This window comes from Mucilaginibacter galii (genome assembly GCF_014635825.1).
Lineage (GTDB): Bacteria > Bacteroidota > Bacteroidia > Sphingobacteriales > Sphingobacteriaceae > Mucilaginibacter > Mucilaginibacter galii.
On the sequence record NZ_BMDO01000003.1, the window covers coordinates 278099 to 294875 of the forward strand.

The window sequence follows — 16777 nt, forward strand, 5'->3', positions numbered from 1 at the left end:
AGCGTAAGTTATTTCCGTTTAGAAGCAGGCGCAGCCTTTAATACTTTATGGGCAGTTGCCATTGTGCCATCAATAGCGGAACCTTGTTTCAGGCTTAATAGCTGCGTAACAATAGGGTATACCTCCACATTTTTAAAGCCGGGAATGGTTAGGTTATTTTTAAAGGCAGGACCCCAGGCCAGAAAAGTAGCCATCATATCTTTAACCAACGCAGGGTCGTAACCATGCGCACCAGGGTTAACTTTGTGGTTGCCTCCCGCAAAAACATTATGGGGAGATGGTACCAGTAAAATATCGGCAATGCGGTTAAAGCGGTCGTTAGCTTTGTTATAATGCCAGGCTAATGGGGTGTTGGGGCGTAAAAACACCCGGTAATTTACAGCCTGCTTTTGGAGGTTTTGGTAAGTCTCCTGAATAGCCGAAGTGTCTTTGGCATAAATGTGTACCAGTTCTCCTTCGCTCAGGATACTGAATTTGGTGGTGTCTATTGCCGGGACGGATAAAGGGTGGTCGGTATCAACCTGGGTCATACCATGGTCTGCCACTAATACAAAATTAACCGGCAAACCGGTAGCTTTAACCGCCTTGTTCATTTCGTAAACTGCCGAATCTATAAATTTTACGGCTTGCTTTGCCTGCGGCGATCCGGGCCCGAAATTATGACCCGCATGGTCTACCTCGGGGAAATAGAAGGTAATTAAGTGCGGGCGTTTTTCTGCCGGGAGTTTAAGCCAGTTTACCACGGCTTGTATACGCTCGTGTATGCCTATTTTTTCGTTGTATTTGTAATAATAGGTGGGTAAAATACCATGGACAGGTGCTTCGGAGCCTACCCAGTAAAAGCTTGCGGTGAGCATTTGCTGTTGCTCGGCCAGTACCCATAAGGGTGTACCACCGTACCATTTGCCTTCTAAAACGGTTTTGCCTTTGGTGCTATAATTAGCATTAAAACCGCGGTCATAAAACTTGTTACCTACTATGCCATGGTGTGACGGATACAAACCGGTAACCAGGGTATAATGATTGGGAAAGGTAACCGACGGGTAAGAGGGAATCATGTACTCGGCCTTTACACCTTCGCGTCCCAAGTCGAGCAAATGAGTAGCGTTATATTTCGTGGCATAATCGTACCTCATACCATCCACCGAGATCATGATCACATAAGGTTTTTTTTGTTGGGCGGCACTGTTAACGCGCCCCGGAACAATCTGTTGAGTAGTATCTATACCCTGACCAAATGCGCAGCAGGAGAAAAGCAGGCCAATAGCCAGCAGTATGTGTTTTGTTGTGGAAACCATGGGGGTACAAATTTAAGCAAACGGCATATAATGCAGGTAACATTGTAGTTGCGCGACTACCAAAAGGAGTAAGTTTAATATCTAATTAACTCATGTACATGCCACCATTAACATTGATGGTTTGCCCGCTAACATAACCGTTACAGGCCAGCAATAAAGCCACGTCGGCAACCTCTTCGGGCTGGCCAAAGCGTTTCACAGGTATTTTATCGGCGCTGGCTTTAGGATTGTCGTTGATCATATCGGTAGCTACCAAAGCGGGGGCAATGGCGTTAACGGTGATGCCATACTCGGCCAGCAGTGAAGCGTAAGAATGGGTTAGCCCCAGCATCCCAGCTTTTGAAGCGGCGTAATGCGGACCAATAATGCCGCCGGTTTGTGCTGCAACAGAGGAGATATTGATGATACGGCCGAAGTGATTCTTTTTCATAGAAGGCACAGCAGCTTGTATAGTTAAAAAGGCAGATGTAAGGTTGATGTTCAGTACTTCAGACCAATCGTTAAGCCTGATGTCTTCGGCCGGTTGCGGCCGGGCGATGCCAGCGTTGTTAACTAAGATATCAATGGAGCCTATTTCCTGGGTTGCTTGTTTAAATAGGTTGGCTACTTCGTCTGCATCAGAGAGGTTTGCCTGCATTGCAACCGCCTTTCCGCCCGATTGGTTAATCTCGGTAACCAGTTCGTCGGCGCTGCGCTTACTGGTATTATAATTAATAATTACCGTGGCGCCGGCCATGGCCAGCGTACGGGCAATGCTTTTACCAATACCCTTGCCCGCACCTGTGATCAGGGCATTTTTTCCGAAAAGTTTTTGTGTTTTCATAGGCTGCGGTAGGAGTTATACAAAGTAACATAATACGCCGTCCTAAGGAGCGAAGCTAAGAAAATGTTTATGTAACATTTTTACTACATAGCCTGTGGTTTTAAATTAAAATGCTTTTTGAAAATGTGCGGAATTTCTAAATAAGAAATTCATAAAAACATACAGTTAATTTATGGAATGTAGCTATAAATGTGCATTTATACGAGCATTACTGGGAAGCTTACTTGTATTCGTATTCTATACGTACCTGTACATAATTATCGTTACGCACTTTAGCGTATTGGGTAGGGTTGCGGGTAAACTCAGGGTCGGTATCTAAATAGATGTCGGTAATGTGCACAACATCAGGTTTATTATCTGTGCCGCTGTTATATTCATAAGATGGATTAGTCTCCAGGCTTTGCTTAATTTCCTGATATTGCTTACCAGTAAGCATCACCATTTTCTCTGTTTTCATAATACGTTATCTTAACAAATATAGAACGCTTCAGCGCACAAATTGATTGGTTAGTTGCCGCAAAGATATGAAAAAGTAAAGCCGCTTATTCACTACTGCTGTAGGAGGGGCTGACTAAAAAAGACCTTTTCTGAAAAAGCAGAAAGCCCCCGGATTTTATTCCGGGGGCTTTTCTTATATGATGGGGGTACTTATAGTCTGTTAGATGCTCAGGATTTCGGCTATCTCATTAAACTCATTTTCGCGGGCTAAATCGGCCGGTAATGAGCCATCTTCCATGGTTATAGCTATATCTGCACCGTTTTCAAGCAACAAAACAAGCATGTCGGGGTTACCATGCTTGGCTGCATAGTGTAATGGAGTAATACCGGTGTGGTGCTGTATATTGATATCGGCATTATGTTCGATCAACATATTAACTACATCTACATGGTCGCGGGCAACCGCTAAGTGGATAGGCCTGATGCCCGAATTCCCATCGATGGCCTGGTCAACATCAGCACCTTTGAATACCAGGTAACGGGCTGCCTCATACTGGCCAAAGTAGCAAGCCAGGGCAAGCGGTGTAAAGCCGTCTTGATTGTACTCGTGTACCAACTCGGGGTTGTTGTATATTAAGTAAGCTAATACATCAAATTTTCCGGCTGCTGCTGCTTCAAAAATATCTATCTTATCCAAGTATTTTAAAAGGAGCGAAGTAGCATCCGGTTTTTGGTAGTAGCATGAAAGCATTAGTGGAGAAACTTCATCGTTCACTGCGTTTTTAGCCAAAGCCGGGTTTTGTGCCAACAATTGGTTTAAACTGTTTAAGTCTCCGGTGGTAATTAAGTATTCTAACTGTCCCATAGTCAAGCCGTTTGTATTAACATTAAATTAAAAATCGTGCCAAATAAATTTGTTATCTATTAACTTTATATTTGTACACTAACTGTACATACAAGATGCCGCCAAAAGGAAATCAGTTTAAGTCTAATTCGTTCAGGGATGAAAGCCGTCCGCGTCAGGGTGCCGGTGCACGCCCCGAACGTGAACGTTCGGTAAGACCAAAGCTGGAAAACATGCCGACTTTCAATATTGGAAACGGCCGCGCCATCAAAATTGCAGGCTTGCTGTGCCTGGTCATCTCGGTGTTTTTCCTCATTGCATTCACTTCGTATCTGTTTACCTGGGAGTCTGATCAAAGCTATGTGCTCAAAGCCAATGGCGGCTGGGGTAACCTGTTCAAAACCCAGCAGGAATTGATGGATAATGGCGTTACCAACCCGGTGGTTGATAACTGGCTGGGCAAACTGGGCGCCTTAATGGCCAACCAGTTTATGTACGAGTGGTTCGGTGTAGCTTCTTTCTTTTTTGTGCTGGTGTTTTTTGTAATAGGGTATCGCCTGTTATTTAAGGTGAGGTTATTTGCTGCGGGCAAACTGCTGGCTTATTCTTTTTTTGGATTGATTTTCTGTTCAGTAGCCATTGGGTTTATTCACGGCTTTGTGAGCGATTACTCGCACTACCTCGAAGGTGGCTTTGGCTATTGGAGCACCCGTTTATTAAATGCGCAAATAGGCCCTGCCGGAACCGGTTGCGTGCTCATATTTGCCGCGCTCACGGTGCTCATCATTGCTTATAATATAGATTTTAAACTTCCTGAACGCTCTTTGCGCAATTTGGTTACGCCAAGTGCCGTGCCCGATGTTACGCCCGAGAGTGTAGAATTGGAAGACGAAATACCTTCGGAGCCTATAGAATGGCCGAGGGGAAATAACCGCGTTCGTGAAAGCAGCAGGGTTACCCCGCCGCCCGTAATGAGTAATGCCGAACGTCTGCACCAGGAGCCTTTACACAGGCCACTCGTGGTTGAGCCGGTAATCTCTGAGCCTGTGGTACCGCATTCGGTTACTGCTGCAGCCATTTTGGGTAACACCTTTGCAGATGAAGCGATAACACTAAGCCCAACCAATAGCCGGACCTTTGATGAAGCCGATGTGCCCGAGGTAGAAGACGAAATACCTTTAACTATAGAAGACACACGCCCTCTTCCCGAATTAAGTATTGAAAAGGCGCCCGAAGTTACCGCTAACGAATTGGTGGATAAATTTGGTGCCTACGATCCGAAACTGGATCTGCCCAAATACCAGTATCCAACTTTAGATTTGCTGGAGAACCACGGATCAAACAAAATAAACGTTGACACCAGCGAACTGGAAGCGAACAAAAATAAGATCGTTGAAACGCTTAATCATTATAATATCGAGATTGATAAGATCAAGGCTACCATTGGTCCAACGGTAACCTTGTACGAAATTATTCCTGCTCCAGGCGTACGTATCTCCAAGATCAAAAACCTGGAAGACGATATTGCCTTGAGTTTGGCTGCTTTGGGTATCCGTATTATAGCCCCTATGCCGGGTAAAGGTACTATTGGTATTGAGGTGCCAAACTCTAATCCCGAAATGGTATCTATGCGCTCGGTATTGGCTACCGAAAAGTTCCAGAACACCACCATGGATTTGCCTATTGCCTTAGGTAAAACCATATCGAACGAGGTATTTATAGCTGATTTGGCCAAAATGCCTCACTTACTTGTGGCGGGTGCTACAGGTCAGGGTAAATCGGTGGGTATCAATGCTATCCTGGTTTCCCTACTATATAAGCGTCACCCTGCGGAGTTAAAGTTTGTCATGGTCGATCCGAAAAAGGTAGAGCTAACCTTGTTCCGTACCATTGAGCGCCACTTTTTGGCTAAACTGCCCGATGAAGCGGATGCCATTATCACCGATACCAAGAAGGTAATTAATACCCTTAATTCTTTGTGTATCGAGATGGATCAGCGTTATGACCTCTTGAAAGATGCGCAGGTGCGTAACCTTAAAGAGTACAACGCCAAGTTTGTGAACCGTAAACTGAACCCTGAGAACGGTCACCACTTTATGCCTTTCATTGTATTGGTGGTTGATGAGTTTGCCGATTTAATGATGACCGCCGGTAAAGAGGTAGAAATGCCTATTGCCCGTTTGGCACAGTTAGCCCGTGCCGTAGGTATTCACCTGGTTATTGCCACCCAGCGCCCGTCGGTAAATATTATTACGGGTACCATCAAAGCCAACTTCCCGGCGCGTTTGGCGTTCAGGGTACTATCTAAAATAGATTCGCGTACCATTCTGGATGCCGGTGGTGCCGACCAGTTGATTGGCCGTGGTGATATGCTGCTCTCGACAGGAAGTGATCTCATCCGCTTGCAATGTGCTTTTGTAGATACACCGGAAGTAGAAAAAATATCTAACTGGATTGGTAACCAAAAAGGCTACCCAACAGCTATGTTATTACCTGAGTACGTAGGCGAAGGTGAGGCTAACAGCCCTAAAGAGTTTGATCCTAACGACCGCGACACTATGTTCGAGGATGCTGCCCGCTTGATCGTACTGCATCAGCAAGGCTCTACCTCACTTATTCAGCGCAAGCTTAAATTGGGTTACAACCGTGCAGGCCGCATCATTGACCAATTGGAAGCCGCGGGTATTGTTGGCCCTTTTGAGGGCAGCAAAGCCCGCGAAGTGCTTTATCCTGATGAATACAGCCTGGAGCGTTACCTCGAAGAACTTCAAAAATCGTAAGCCGTTAAACTATCCTATGCTTTTCTTGTTCTAACCTGCATAACTCCAAACACGGGTTTATGTCAGTCTGAGCTTGTCGAAGACTTATAATGTGCTATGTGTTAAACAAGCTCAGACTGACAAGTAGTTAACTCCGATAAATTATTAAAAATGAAGAAATTACTCGCATCTATCATACTTTTCACCGCCTTAACACCGGCCTTTGCCCAAAAAGACGCTGAAGCAAAGACCATCTTGAGCCAGGTTGGCCAGAAGTACCGGGCGTATAACACGGTGAAAAGTGATTTTACCATCAATATACAAAGCGCACAGGAAGGCATCAACCAAACACAAAACGGGACATTGATAACACAGGCCAAAGCAAATAAATACAAGCTAAGCATCTATACATCTGCGGCTAAGACTGCCCTGGCACAAGAGATCACCAGCGATGGCAAAACCCAGTGGACTTATATGCCCGCGCAAAAAGAAGTGCAGGTAAACAATGTAAGCAACAGTGCCGAGGCCTTAAACCCGGCGCAGATTTTTACGCTTTACGAAAAGGGGTATAAGTACATTTATACCGGTTTGCAAAAGCAGGCAGGTAAAAGCTACCAGGTTGTTGAGCTAACACCTACCGATGCCAAGCAAAGTATTTTCAAGATCAAATTGCTGATAGATCAAGCTAAGAAACAGATATACAGTGCCCAGCTATTTGACAAAAATGGCGGACGTTATACCTATACCATTAAAACATTTGTACCCAATGCCCCGGTAGCTGCCGATGCATTTACGTTCAGTACCAAAAGCCACCCCGGGGTTGAGTTAGTTGATTTACGTTAACTAAAAGCTAATCCATTAAAAAGCCCGATAGTCTCACTATCGGGCTTTTTAATGGATTAATAATATGATCCCGACCGTTGTGGCGAGCTATATTGTAGCAATTTTTTTCATCGTCTAACGAGGAATATCAACTTTCGTTCAAATATAACTTCCCGTTTAGCTACAAGTTTTAATTACAAGTCCTCGTCTTCCAGCAGTTCGGGCGCCAAAATTCTCAGTGCTTCAATGTTTTCCTGTATGCGGGCATAATCAACCGGGTTTTTGCCAAAGCGGTCGCGCAGGGTCTTATCAGCGCCATGGGCTAAGAGTACCTTAATCAAATCGGCATGGTTAAATGTGGCGGCAAAGGTTAGTGCGGTAGCACCATTGCCGTTAGGTACATCAACCGCTGCATCGTATTGTAATAACAGCTCGCCAATGGCGGTATAACCTTTGAAGCATACGCCCATTAAAGCGGTGTTGCCCATGCTGTCTTGCAGGTCGGTTGCCGCGCCCGCATCCAGTAATACTTTGGTAGCTTCGGCATTGTTGTGGTAGCTGGCAATAATGAGCGCCGTAGCGCCGCGGCTGTCCGTAGCGTTAATGTCGGTGCCGCTTAAAGCACTTTGCAATTCTTCGGCCTTGTTGCTGCGGGCCAGTTCAAAAATATCGGCAGATGTTGAGTTATCGTTCATGAGTTAATTGTATTTAACCTTGACAAGGTAACCGTTTTAAATGTTTTGTGTAAATTGATATTTTCTATGGTGTATAGAGAATCTAAAATTAGAGTATGCATAAAACATATTTGAAGTATTGCACTTTTCACTAACCGACAACCGACAACCGACAACCGACAACCGACAACCGACAACCGACAACCGACAACCGACAACCGACCCTATGACATCATATGAAGAACAAGCCCACCTGCAACTCCAGTTTTGGCAGCATAAAATGAAGAAAAAGCCGTCCTTTACCGATAGGCTTTCCAAAACCGTGCAAACGAAGCTCAATAGTTACATCCCCGATAAGGTGCATAAGGCCATTACCGTGGCTATTGAAAAGATGATTAAAGCAGTATTATTTGGTGCCAAATATACCACAGGGAAAGTGCCCGAAGAAACCGCATCATTACAGTCACGTGAAGCTTACGTGCGCACCCAGATAGAATTTTACCAGAAAACGGCCACCATAGAAGGTGCAGTAACCGGGGCAGGGGGCATCCTTTTGGGCCTGGCCGATTTCCCCATCCTCATTGGTATTAAGATTAAACTGCTGTTTGATATTGCTGCCTTGTATGGTTATGACGTTAAAGATTATAAGGAGCGGCTTTACATCCTCTATATATTTCAACTGGCTTTTTGCAGCCAGCAAAGGCGAAACGAAGTTTACGAACTGATGGTGGGCTGGCAGGGCTACAGTGGTCAGTTACCCGATAACGCCGCGGAGTTTGACTGGCGTATATTTCAGCAAGAGTACCGCGACTACATTGACCTGGCAAAAATGGCGCAGCTGGTGCCTGTTATTGGCGCTGCCGTTGGTGCTATTGCCAACTATAAACTCATAGCACAACTGGGCGAAACGGCCATAAATTGCTACCGCATGCGGAGGATTAGTCCGCTGCAAATACTGAATATGTAACAAATTTAAAATTCAATAAAAAACATAAAACCGGTAATCATTCTGGCTGTCATATTGTTTGATAACCCGTTATGCACCCATGATTGTATTAGAATATTTTACCCCCGGCGATTTTGATTTATTGATTGACTGGATCAACGACGAAGAGTTGTTAATGAACTGGGCCGGTACACAATTCCGCTTTCCGCTCACCGCCGAAAAGCTGGAGTGGTACCTTAAAGATGCAAATGACTTTGAGAAATCGGATTTGTTGATTTATAAAGCGGTAGATACCGAAAGCGGACAAACCGTGGGGCATATATCGCTCAGTGTGTTAAACAGGCGAAACAGATCGGCCAGGATTACCCGGGCGCTGGTAGGTAACAGTGCCGAGCGTGGAAAGGGCATAGGCGAGGCCATAATGAAGGCTATGCTGAAGGTAGGGTTTGAAGACCTGCACCTGCACCGCATGAGCTTAGGCGTTTACGATTTTAACGAACCGGGCATCAGGTGTTATAAAAAATGTGGGTTTAACGTAGATGGTGTATTGCGCGATATACAAAAACACAACGACACCTACTGGAGCTTGATGGAAATGAGTATGCTTGAAAACGAATACATGCAATTATATACAGGCAAAACAGTAGCATATTAAATTCATCTAAACGTAACTACAGCTTTCAGTAATTAGTTTAATGAACAAACCGGGACTTATTTAGCTTAGTACCTTTGACTGTTATCGGATTTTAATTTGCGCATATTTTATCCGGCATTTTACGAATAAGACAATGGGTAGGTACAAGCCTACCAAGCCAAGTGCCGCACCTGCCGTAAATACCCGCGACTCAAAAAACTCATGAGTATTTGTCAAAACCATGGTTAAGCAAAATACTATAAAGGCAATGGTAAAAGCAGACGCTGTTTGCACCCACAGCTTTGAGTAAAAGTTATGGCACGAAGCCATAACCATATCGGCAAAAGAAACAGGGGTACTAATTTGGATAGCGCTTGCTGACATAGTTTTTTTACAGATGAAATTAGAAATGTTGGCACTCGTCACTAGCAAATATGGTGCCTGCTATTTATATGCGTAAAAATGAAACTGTGTGTAGTTTTTTAACAATAAATTGCAGAAAAGTGTCGTCTTAAAGCGCAATGGATTCATCCTGCCGGGATGCTAAATAATTCGGTACTGAGGCCAACCACATCCATCAAAAACCGTTAATATTGCTGTACCCTACATGACCATACAGCAAATACTTCAGCATTACTGGAAACACGAGGACTTTCGTCCCTTGCAGCAGCCTATTATTGAGGCCGTAATGCAAGGTCGCGATACGCTGGCCTTGCTTCCCACCGGCGGAGGAAAATCGGTTTGTTACCAGGTGCCGGCTTTGGCTATGGATGGTATCTGTATTGTAATTTCACCGCTTATTGCCCTTATGAAAGACCAGGTAGATAACCTGGTTGCCAAGGGTATTGAGGCCATTGCCATAGTATCGGGCATGGGCAGGCGCGAGGTTGATATTGCGTTGGATAATTGCATTTACGGGCCTGTAAAGTTTCTGTACCTATCGCCCGAGCGTTTGCTGAGCGAGCTGGTGCGCGAGCGTATTAAGTACATGAAGGTCAATTTGATAGCAGTTGATGAGGCGCACTGTATATCGCAATGGGGGTACGATTTCAGGCCACCTTATTTGCACGTGGCAGATATCAGGCAGCTGCACCCCAAGGTGCCTGTTTTGGCTTTAACTGCCACCGCTACAGCCGAGGTTAGAGATGATATACAGGATAAGTTATTGTTTAAAGAACGTAATGTTTTTCAACAAAGCTTTGAGCGTAAGAACATTAGTTACCGCGTACAGCATGATGAAAATAAAGCCCGCCGCATGCTGGAGGTAGCCCGCAGCGTAAACGGCAGCGGTATTGTATACGTTCGCAGTCGCCGCGAAACTACTGAGCTAACGCTTTTCTTTACCCAGCACGGCATCCCGGCCGATTACTATCATGCAGGCCTAAGCGGTGATGTACGTGCCTCCAAGCAAGAGCAATGGAAGAGTAACCATATCCGTATTATGGTGGCCACCAACGCCTTTGGGATGGGTATAGACAAGCCCGACGTGCGCTTTGTAATGCACAAAGACTTGCCCGAAAGTTTGGAAGCTTATTACCAGGAAGCTGGCCGTGCCGGTCGTGATGAGCAAAAAGCATACGCGGTATTGCTTTATAATGAGCAGGATAAGCAAAAGCAGCTGCATAAATTCGAGGTTAATTTCCCTACGGTAGAGGAGATGAAGCAGGTTTACCATTACCTGGCAAATTATTTCCAGCTGGCCTACGGGGCAGGCGAGGGGCTAAGCTTTAACCTGGATGTGGCCGATTTTTGTAAGCGCTTTAAGCTGGATGCTTTGAAAACGTTGAATGCCTTGAAGTTTTTAGAACAGGGTGAGTATTTGAGTTTTAACGAAAGTGTTTTTTTACCGTCGAGGTTTCAGTTTGCCATCGACCATGAAGAATTATACAATTTTCAAATTCAGAATCCGGCCTGGGACCCGTTCGTTAAAACGCTGTTGCGCTCTTATGGCGGGGCATTTGATAATTACGCCCGCATCCGTGAGTTTGATGTTGCCCGGCGTACCAATCTCAGCGTACAGCAAGTAACCGATGCCCTGCAGCAGTTGAACGAGTTTGAGGTAATTAGCTATTTGCCCCAAACCGATAAACCGCAGGTAACTTATCTTAAACCCCGGCATACCTCGGCTAATTTATGGATAGACCGCCATTATCTTGAAACCCGTAAGGCAGTTTATCAAAAAAAGATGGAAGCCATGCTGGCTTATTGCGAAACTGATAAGTGCCGCAGTCAGCAAATGCTGGCCTATTTTAACCAACCAAATGCCCCAAAATGTGGTGCTTGCGATGTATGCCTGCGCGAAAAGCGCCAGCAAAATGCCGGTCAAATACAAGGCCTGATAACCGATGAGATATTGCAGTTGCTCAGCAGTGCCCCCTTAGATCTGGAACACCTTGTGAGTGCGCTCAAACATGGCAAAAGTGCAGAGCGGTTAATCGTAATACGCCAGCTTTTGGACACCGGCCGAGTTAAAACCAACGGTGATAAGTATTACATCTAATAAAACGTACTTTCATCAAGTTTTTGGGAAGTTTTATGCGGTTAAAGCTATTTTTGTGCGCATGATTTTTAAGGTTGAAGACATAGATCAGTTCAAACGGCAAGCTTTGAAGTGGGCAAGTGAATTTGCGGTTTGTGGTTATCTGGACTCTAATAATTATCATAACGCTTACTCCAAATTTGATGCCCTGTTGGCTGTAGGCGTAAAAGCCGAAATTGAAGCAAGTGCAGGCCATGCGTTTGAAGCTCTCGAAGCTTTCAGGCAGGAACATCATGGCTGGATGATAGGTTTTTTTGGATATGACTTAAAAAATGAGCTTGAACAAACACAATCCAACAATGTAGATGGACTCAACTTTCCCGACCTGTACTTTTTCGTTCCGCAGTATCTGATCATCATGAAGGGTAACGATGTAGATATTATAGCTGACAATGCCGAAGCTATATATCAGGCTATCAATCAACAGCGATCATTAGAAAGACAAACCACTCTTGAAATTAAGTTACAGTCGCGCTTTAGCAAGCAGGAGTATGTAGATACCTTTAATCAGATCAAGCAGCACATTGCCCGCGGCGACATTTATGTAACTAACTTTTGCCAGGAGTTTTTTGCGGAAGACACGATTATTGATCCATTATCGGTATTCATGGAGCTTAATAGCATATCGCCAACACCGTTTGCCAGTTTCTTTAAGTATCGTGAGCATTACATTCTTTGTGCATCGCCCGAACGGTTTTTGGCTAAACGTGGCAATAAGCTTATTTCGCAGCCTATTAAAGGTACTGCCAGGCGAGGAGCAACTTCAGCAGAAGATGAGGTAATCAAGCAAGACCTTCGCATTAACGTCAAAGAACAACAGGAAAACGTAATGATCGTTGATCTGGTGCGTAACGATTTGACTAAATCGGCCAAGCTGGGTACGGTCAAAACCGAGGAGCTTTTTGGCATCTACACCTTTGAGCAGGTGCATCAAATGATCTCTACAGTAACCTGCGAAGTTGAGGAAGGCTTGTCGAGCGTTACCGCTATCCGCAACACCTTCCCCATGGGCAGCATGACCGGTGCACCTAAGCTCAGCGCCATGCAGTTGATAGAGCGTTACGAACGCACCCGCCGCGGCGTTTACTCAGGCGCCCTTGGTTATTTTAGCCCGGATAATGAGTTCGACTTCAATGTCGTTATACGCACCATCCTATATAACGCCAGCAATGGTTACTTATCCTTCCAGGTGGGCAGCGCTATTACTTTTGATGCGGTTGCCGAGCAGGAGTATGCCGAATGCTTGCTAAAGGCACAGGCTATCTTGCAGGTATTAGGTGCTAAGATAGAGTATACTGAGTCTTAAAGGTATAATTCATCAACACACCCCTAACCCCGCTCAAGAGGGGAAAAGAAAAATGTCATTCCGAGTGATAACGAGTAATCTTGTTACTTAAGTACAGTATACGACGTGCAGGTTTGAACAAAATTTCTCACTACGTTCGAGATAGTAGGTGAATAATTTAAACAGCTTAAAACTTCAGGTGCTTAACCGTTAAGCCATTGTTGATCAGTTGCTTTAACGACTCAATACCAACTTTCAAGTGTGTTTCTACAAACTGCTCGGTTACTTTCGAATCGCTTTCGGCAGTTTTTACGCCTTCAGGAATCATTGGTTGATCGGATACCAGCAGCAATGCTCCGGTCGGTATCTTGTTGGCAAAGCCGGTGGTAAATATTGTTGCAGTTTCCATATCCACTGCCATGGCACGCAGGGTTTTCAGGTATTTCTTGAACTCTTTATCGTGCTCCCAAACGCGGCGGTTGGTGGTGTAGCAGGTACCGGTCCAGTAATCGCGTCCCATATCACGAATGGTGGTCGATATAGCTTTCTGAAGCGCAAAAGAGGGAAGGGCAGGCACTTCGGCAGGCAGGTAATCGTTCGATGTTCCTTCGCCCCTAATGGCCGCTATAGGCAAGATAAGGTCGCCTACACTGTTCTTCTTTTTCAACCCACCGCATTTACCTAAAAATATTACGGCTTTAGGGTGTATGGCGGTTAACAGGTCCATTACTGTAGCCGCTACCGAACTGCCCATACCAAAGTTGATCATGGTTATGCCATTAGCGCTTACGCTTTGCATAGGCTTATCTAACCCCATAATAGGCACATCGCCGTTCCATTGCGAAAACAAGGTGAGGTATTTAGAGAAGTTGGTGAGTATAATATAGTTACCAAAATCTTTCAACGGCCGGCCGGTGTAGCGTGGTAACCAGTTTTCTACAATAGACTCCTTCGTTTTCAAGCCGCTTTTTACGGGCGATTGTACTTCTTTCACTTTTTTAGACTGCTCCACAATGGTAGCGTCTTTGTTTACATCCATTTCTTCGTTCATATTCTTTCTCCTTTTTTATATTTGATCAACCTACTGATGGATTGTATAGGTACAACAAAACAGCCGGGTTGTTCCGGACGTTTTTTCCACCATGGTTGATAGTTTTTACGTTATTCTTGCTTTGAGGCGCCGGGCTATTTCACCGGAGGGTCTGGCAATGTTATCAGGGGTTATTCCTAAAAATCTGTAGATACAACAAACCCCGGCGTTGCACCAGGGTTGAGTGTTTTTGTATGTGAGATTTGACAAATGTAAGCAAATAAATGCTTATCTGCACTATGCTACCTTCAATTTCTTCAAATCAGCTTTGTCAAACTTCTCGTGAGCATAATCTAAAGTGATCGTAAAACGCTTTACGTCTTTCTTGGATGGAAACTCAAACATGGCATCTATCATGATCGCTTCACAGATGGAACGCAGTCCGCGTGCACCTAATTTGAACTCCATGGCTTTATCTACAATAAAGTCGAGTACATCATCTTCAAAATCCAATTTTACACCTTCGTACTCAAATAGTTTCTTGTACTGTTTAAGCAACGAGTTTTTGGGCTCGGTTAAAATGTTGTGCAAAGCCTCTCTATCCAGCGGATTAAGATGAGTCAATACCGGTAAACGGCCAATCAACTCAGGAATTAATCCAAAAGACTTTAAATCTTGTGGGGTAATATATTTATATAAATTCTTGGTATCAATCTCGCTATCATCGCGCTTCATTTTGTAACCCACGGTTTGGGTACGTAAGCGGTTGGCTATTTTACGGTCTATGCCATCAAAAGCGCCACCACAAATGAAAAGGATATTGCTGGTATTTACCGAGATCATTTTTTGATCGGGGTGTTTACGGCCACCTTGCGGTGGTACGTTAACCATGGTACCTTCCAGTATTTTTAACAAAGCCTGCTGCACACCCTCGCCCGATACATCGCGGGTAATAGAGGCATTATCGCTCTTGCGCGCAATTTTATCAACCTCGTCAATATATACAATGCCCTTTTCGGCAGCAGCTACATCATAATCTGCAGCTTGTAACAAGCGGGTCAAAATACTTTCTACATCCTCACCTACATAACCGGCTTCGGTTAGTACTGTAGCATCTGATATACAAAAAGGAACGTTTAAAACTTTAGCAATGGTTTTGGCCAGCAGGGTTTTACCCGTACCGGTTTCGCCCACCATCATGATGTTTGATTTCTCTATCTCTACTTCATCTTTTTCTACACGCTGGTTAAGGCGCTTGTAGTGGTTGTACACTGCCACAGCCAATACTTTTTTGGCATCGTCTTGCCCGATAACATACTGGTCTAAATGCGATTTGATTTCAGATGGCTTAAGTATAGTAGGCGTTGATGGTGACGATTTTACCTTCCGAACCTTCAATTCTTCAGCTAAAATTTCGTTGGCCTGGTTTACGCATTTATCACAAATGTGTGCATCCAGTCCTGCTATCAGCATCAGAGAATCCTGTTTCCCGGCTCCACAAAACGAACACCTGATTTCCTTGCTGTTTTTGTTCATCTGAATTGAAATTTGGTAATCAAATTTAATAAATAACTGATTTACTTTAAGTGTTAACCTAAAATAAATCAGTTTAATGTTTAATCAGCGATTATTTATCGTTGCTACGGCCTAATATCTCATCAACCATGCCAAACTCTTTAGCTTCTGCAGCAATCATCCAGTGGTCGCGGTCTGATGCTTCCCAAACTTTCTCGTAAGAAGTTCCGCTGTGTTGTGAAATGATCTCGTAAAGCTCCTTTTTTAGCTTTTGAATTTCACGGGCGGTGATCTCAATATCTGAAGCCTGACCTTGCGCACCACCTAACGGTTGGTGAATCATTACACGTGAGTGGGGCAGGGCGGCACGTTTGCCATCGGCACCGGCGCAAAGCAATACAGCAGCCATTGACGCCGCCATACCGGTACAAATAGTAGCTACATCGTTAGTAACAAACTGCATGGTATCATAAATACCTAAACCGGCATATACCGAACCACCCGGGGAGTTAATGTAGATCTGGATATCGCGTTTGGCATCGGCCGATTGCAGGAACAATAATTGCGCCTGGATAATGTTGGCGATGTTTTCATAAATGGCATCACCTAAAAAGATGATACGGTCCATCATCAAACGCGAAAACACGTCCATTTGAGCCACGTTCATCTGGCGTTCCTCGATGATGTATGGGGTCATATCAACCGGGTGAGCAATAGCGGTAGGCATTATTTTGTGCTCAACGCTCGAAATGTACTTATCAACAAATATGCTGTTAATGCGGTGATGCTTTACCGCGTAATTACGGAATTCGTTTTTATTAATGTTATTCATTGCGTGTTAAGATATTTAAAAGTGTAATGCGCAACCGGCGCACGCGGTAAATATAGTTTTTAGTTGTATTTATACTTATAGTGGAGCAAAATATAAAAATATCACCTTGTATTATACTTGATATACGATTTATTGCTGTTGTCAGTCTGAGCTTGTCGAAGACTTGTTGACGTGCTAAGTCTTCGACAAGCTAAGACTGACAAGCCGGCTAATTTATGGTAATCAATTACATTAAGTGCGTTACCCTACCGGGTCAGGCTTTCCGCTCATACTGCACGGGCATTAGCCACGTGGCCGGTATCCGCTTCAATCCTTAACGCTGCTTGCAGTTTACCAAA

At 44.5% G+C, this 16777-nt stretch carries 14 protein-coding genes; 6 read left to right on the plus strand and 8 right to left on the minus strand.

Annotation, left to right across the window (positions count from 1 at the left end; translation table 11 throughout):
- Nucleotides 1-8: 8 nt before the first annotated feature.
- The 4 genes from IEV61_RS08095 to IEV61_RS08110 all read right to left on the minus strand — a co-directional run bounded on the left by IEV61_RS08095 (nucleotide 9) and on the right by IEV61_RS08110 (nucleotide 3424).
- On the minus strand, nucleotides 9-1298 hold the full coding sequence (locus tag IEV61_RS08095; protein WP_188415507.1) for an alkaline phosphatase family protein: 1290 nt from the start codon (nucleotides 1296-1298) through the stop codon (nucleotides 9-11).
- An 85-nt stretch (nucleotides 1299-1383) separates the two neighbouring features.
- Nucleotides 1384-2121: a 3-oxoacyl-ACP reductase family protein gene (locus tag IEV61_RS08100; RefSeq protein WP_188415508.1), complete on the minus strand. Its 738-nt coding sequence runs from the start codon at nucleotides 2119-2121 to the stop codon at nucleotides 1384-1386.
- 220 nt (nucleotides 2122-2341) lie between these two features.
- Complete coding sequence (locus IEV61_RS08105; RefSeq protein ID WP_188415509.1) at nucleotides 2342-2578, minus strand: hypothetical protein; 237 nt, start codon at nucleotides 2576-2578, stop codon at nucleotides 2342-2344.
- Nucleotides 2579-2779: 201 nt separating this feature from the next.
- On the minus strand, nucleotides 2780-3424 hold the full coding sequence (locus tag IEV61_RS08110) for an ankyrin repeat domain-containing protein (RefSeq protein WP_188415510.1): 645 nt from the start codon (nucleotides 3422-3424) through the stop codon (nucleotides 2780-2782).
- 95 nt (nucleotides 3425-3519) lie between these two features.
- Here IEV61_RS08110 and IEV61_RS08115 point away from each other — a divergent pair, with 95 nt between their 5' ends.
- Nucleotides 3520-6183, plus strand: coding sequence for an FtsK/SpoIIIE family DNA translocase (locus tag IEV61_RS08115; protein ID WP_188415511.1), 2664 nt, complete (start codon nucleotides 3520-3522; stop codon nucleotides 6181-6183).
- Between the two features lie 150 nt (nucleotides 6184-6333).
- Nucleotides 6334-7005: an outer membrane lipoprotein periplasmic chaperone LolA1 gene (gene lolA1, locus IEV61_RS08120; RefSeq protein WP_188415512.1), complete on the plus strand. Its 672-nt coding sequence runs from the start codon at nucleotides 6334-6336 to the stop codon at nucleotides 7003-7005.
- A gap of 173 nt (nucleotides 7006-7178) precedes the next feature.
- On the opposite strand, the gene IEV61_RS08125 is transcribed toward lolA1, so the two are convergent.
- Nucleotides 7179-7679, minus strand: a complete 501-nt coding sequence (locus IEV61_RS08125; protein WP_188415514.1) for an ankyrin repeat domain-containing protein — start codon at nucleotides 7677-7679, stop codon at nucleotides 7179-7181.
- A 205-nt stretch (nucleotides 7680-7884) separates the two neighbouring features.
- On the opposite strand from IEV61_RS08125, the gene IEV61_RS08130 reads away from it, so the two are divergent.
- From IEV61_RS08130 to IEV61_RS08145, 4 genes are all read left to right on the plus strand, one after another.
- On the plus strand, nucleotides 7885-8625 hold the full coding sequence (locus IEV61_RS08130; RefSeq protein ID WP_188415516.1) for an EcsC family protein: 741 nt from the start codon (nucleotides 7885-7887) through the stop codon (nucleotides 8623-8625).
- A 79-nt stretch (nucleotides 8626-8704) separates the two neighbouring features.
- Complete coding sequence (locus IEV61_RS08135) at nucleotides 8705-9259, plus strand: GNAT family N-acetyltransferase (protein WP_188415518.1); 555 nt, start codon at nucleotides 8705-8707, stop codon at nucleotides 9257-9259.
- 586 nt (nucleotides 9260-9845) lie between these two features.
- Nucleotides 9846-11738, plus strand: a complete 1893-nt coding sequence (locus IEV61_RS08140) for a RecQ family ATP-dependent DNA helicase (RefSeq protein ID WP_188415520.1) — start codon at nucleotides 9846-9848, stop codon at nucleotides 11736-11738.
- Between the two features lie 61 nt (nucleotides 11739-11799).
- Complete coding sequence (locus IEV61_RS08145; protein WP_188415522.1) at nucleotides 11800-13083, plus strand: anthranilate synthase component I family protein; 1284 nt, start codon at nucleotides 11800-11802, stop codon at nucleotides 13081-13083.
- Nucleotides 13084-13249: 166 nt separating this feature from the next.
- Here IEV61_RS08145 and IEV61_RS08150 read toward each other — a convergent pair whose 3' ends face one another.
- The 3 genes from IEV61_RS08150 to clpP all read right to left on the minus strand — a co-directional run bounded on the left by IEV61_RS08150 (nucleotide 13250) and on the right by clpP (nucleotide 16439).
- Nucleotides 13250-14113: an AMP nucleosidase gene (locus tag IEV61_RS08150; protein ID WP_188415524.1), complete on the minus strand. Its 864-nt coding sequence runs from the start codon at nucleotides 14111-14113 to the stop codon at nucleotides 13250-13252.
- 276 nt (nucleotides 14114-14389) lie between these two features.
- The gene (gene clpX / locus IEV61_RS08155; RefSeq protein WP_188415526.1) at nucleotides 14390-15628 is read right to left on the minus strand and encodes an ATP-dependent Clp protease ATP-binding subunit ClpX; all 1239 of its coding nucleotides are present in this window, start codon (nucleotides 15626-15628) and stop codon (nucleotides 14390-14392) included.
- A 91-nt stretch (nucleotides 15629-15719) separates the two neighbouring features.
- Complete coding sequence (clpP, locus tag IEV61_RS08160) at nucleotides 15720-16439, minus strand: ATP-dependent Clp endopeptidase proteolytic subunit ClpP (protein ID WP_188415528.1); 720 nt, start codon at nucleotides 16437-16439, stop codon at nucleotides 15720-15722.
- Between the last annotated feature and the right edge of the window lie 338 nt (nucleotides 16440-16777).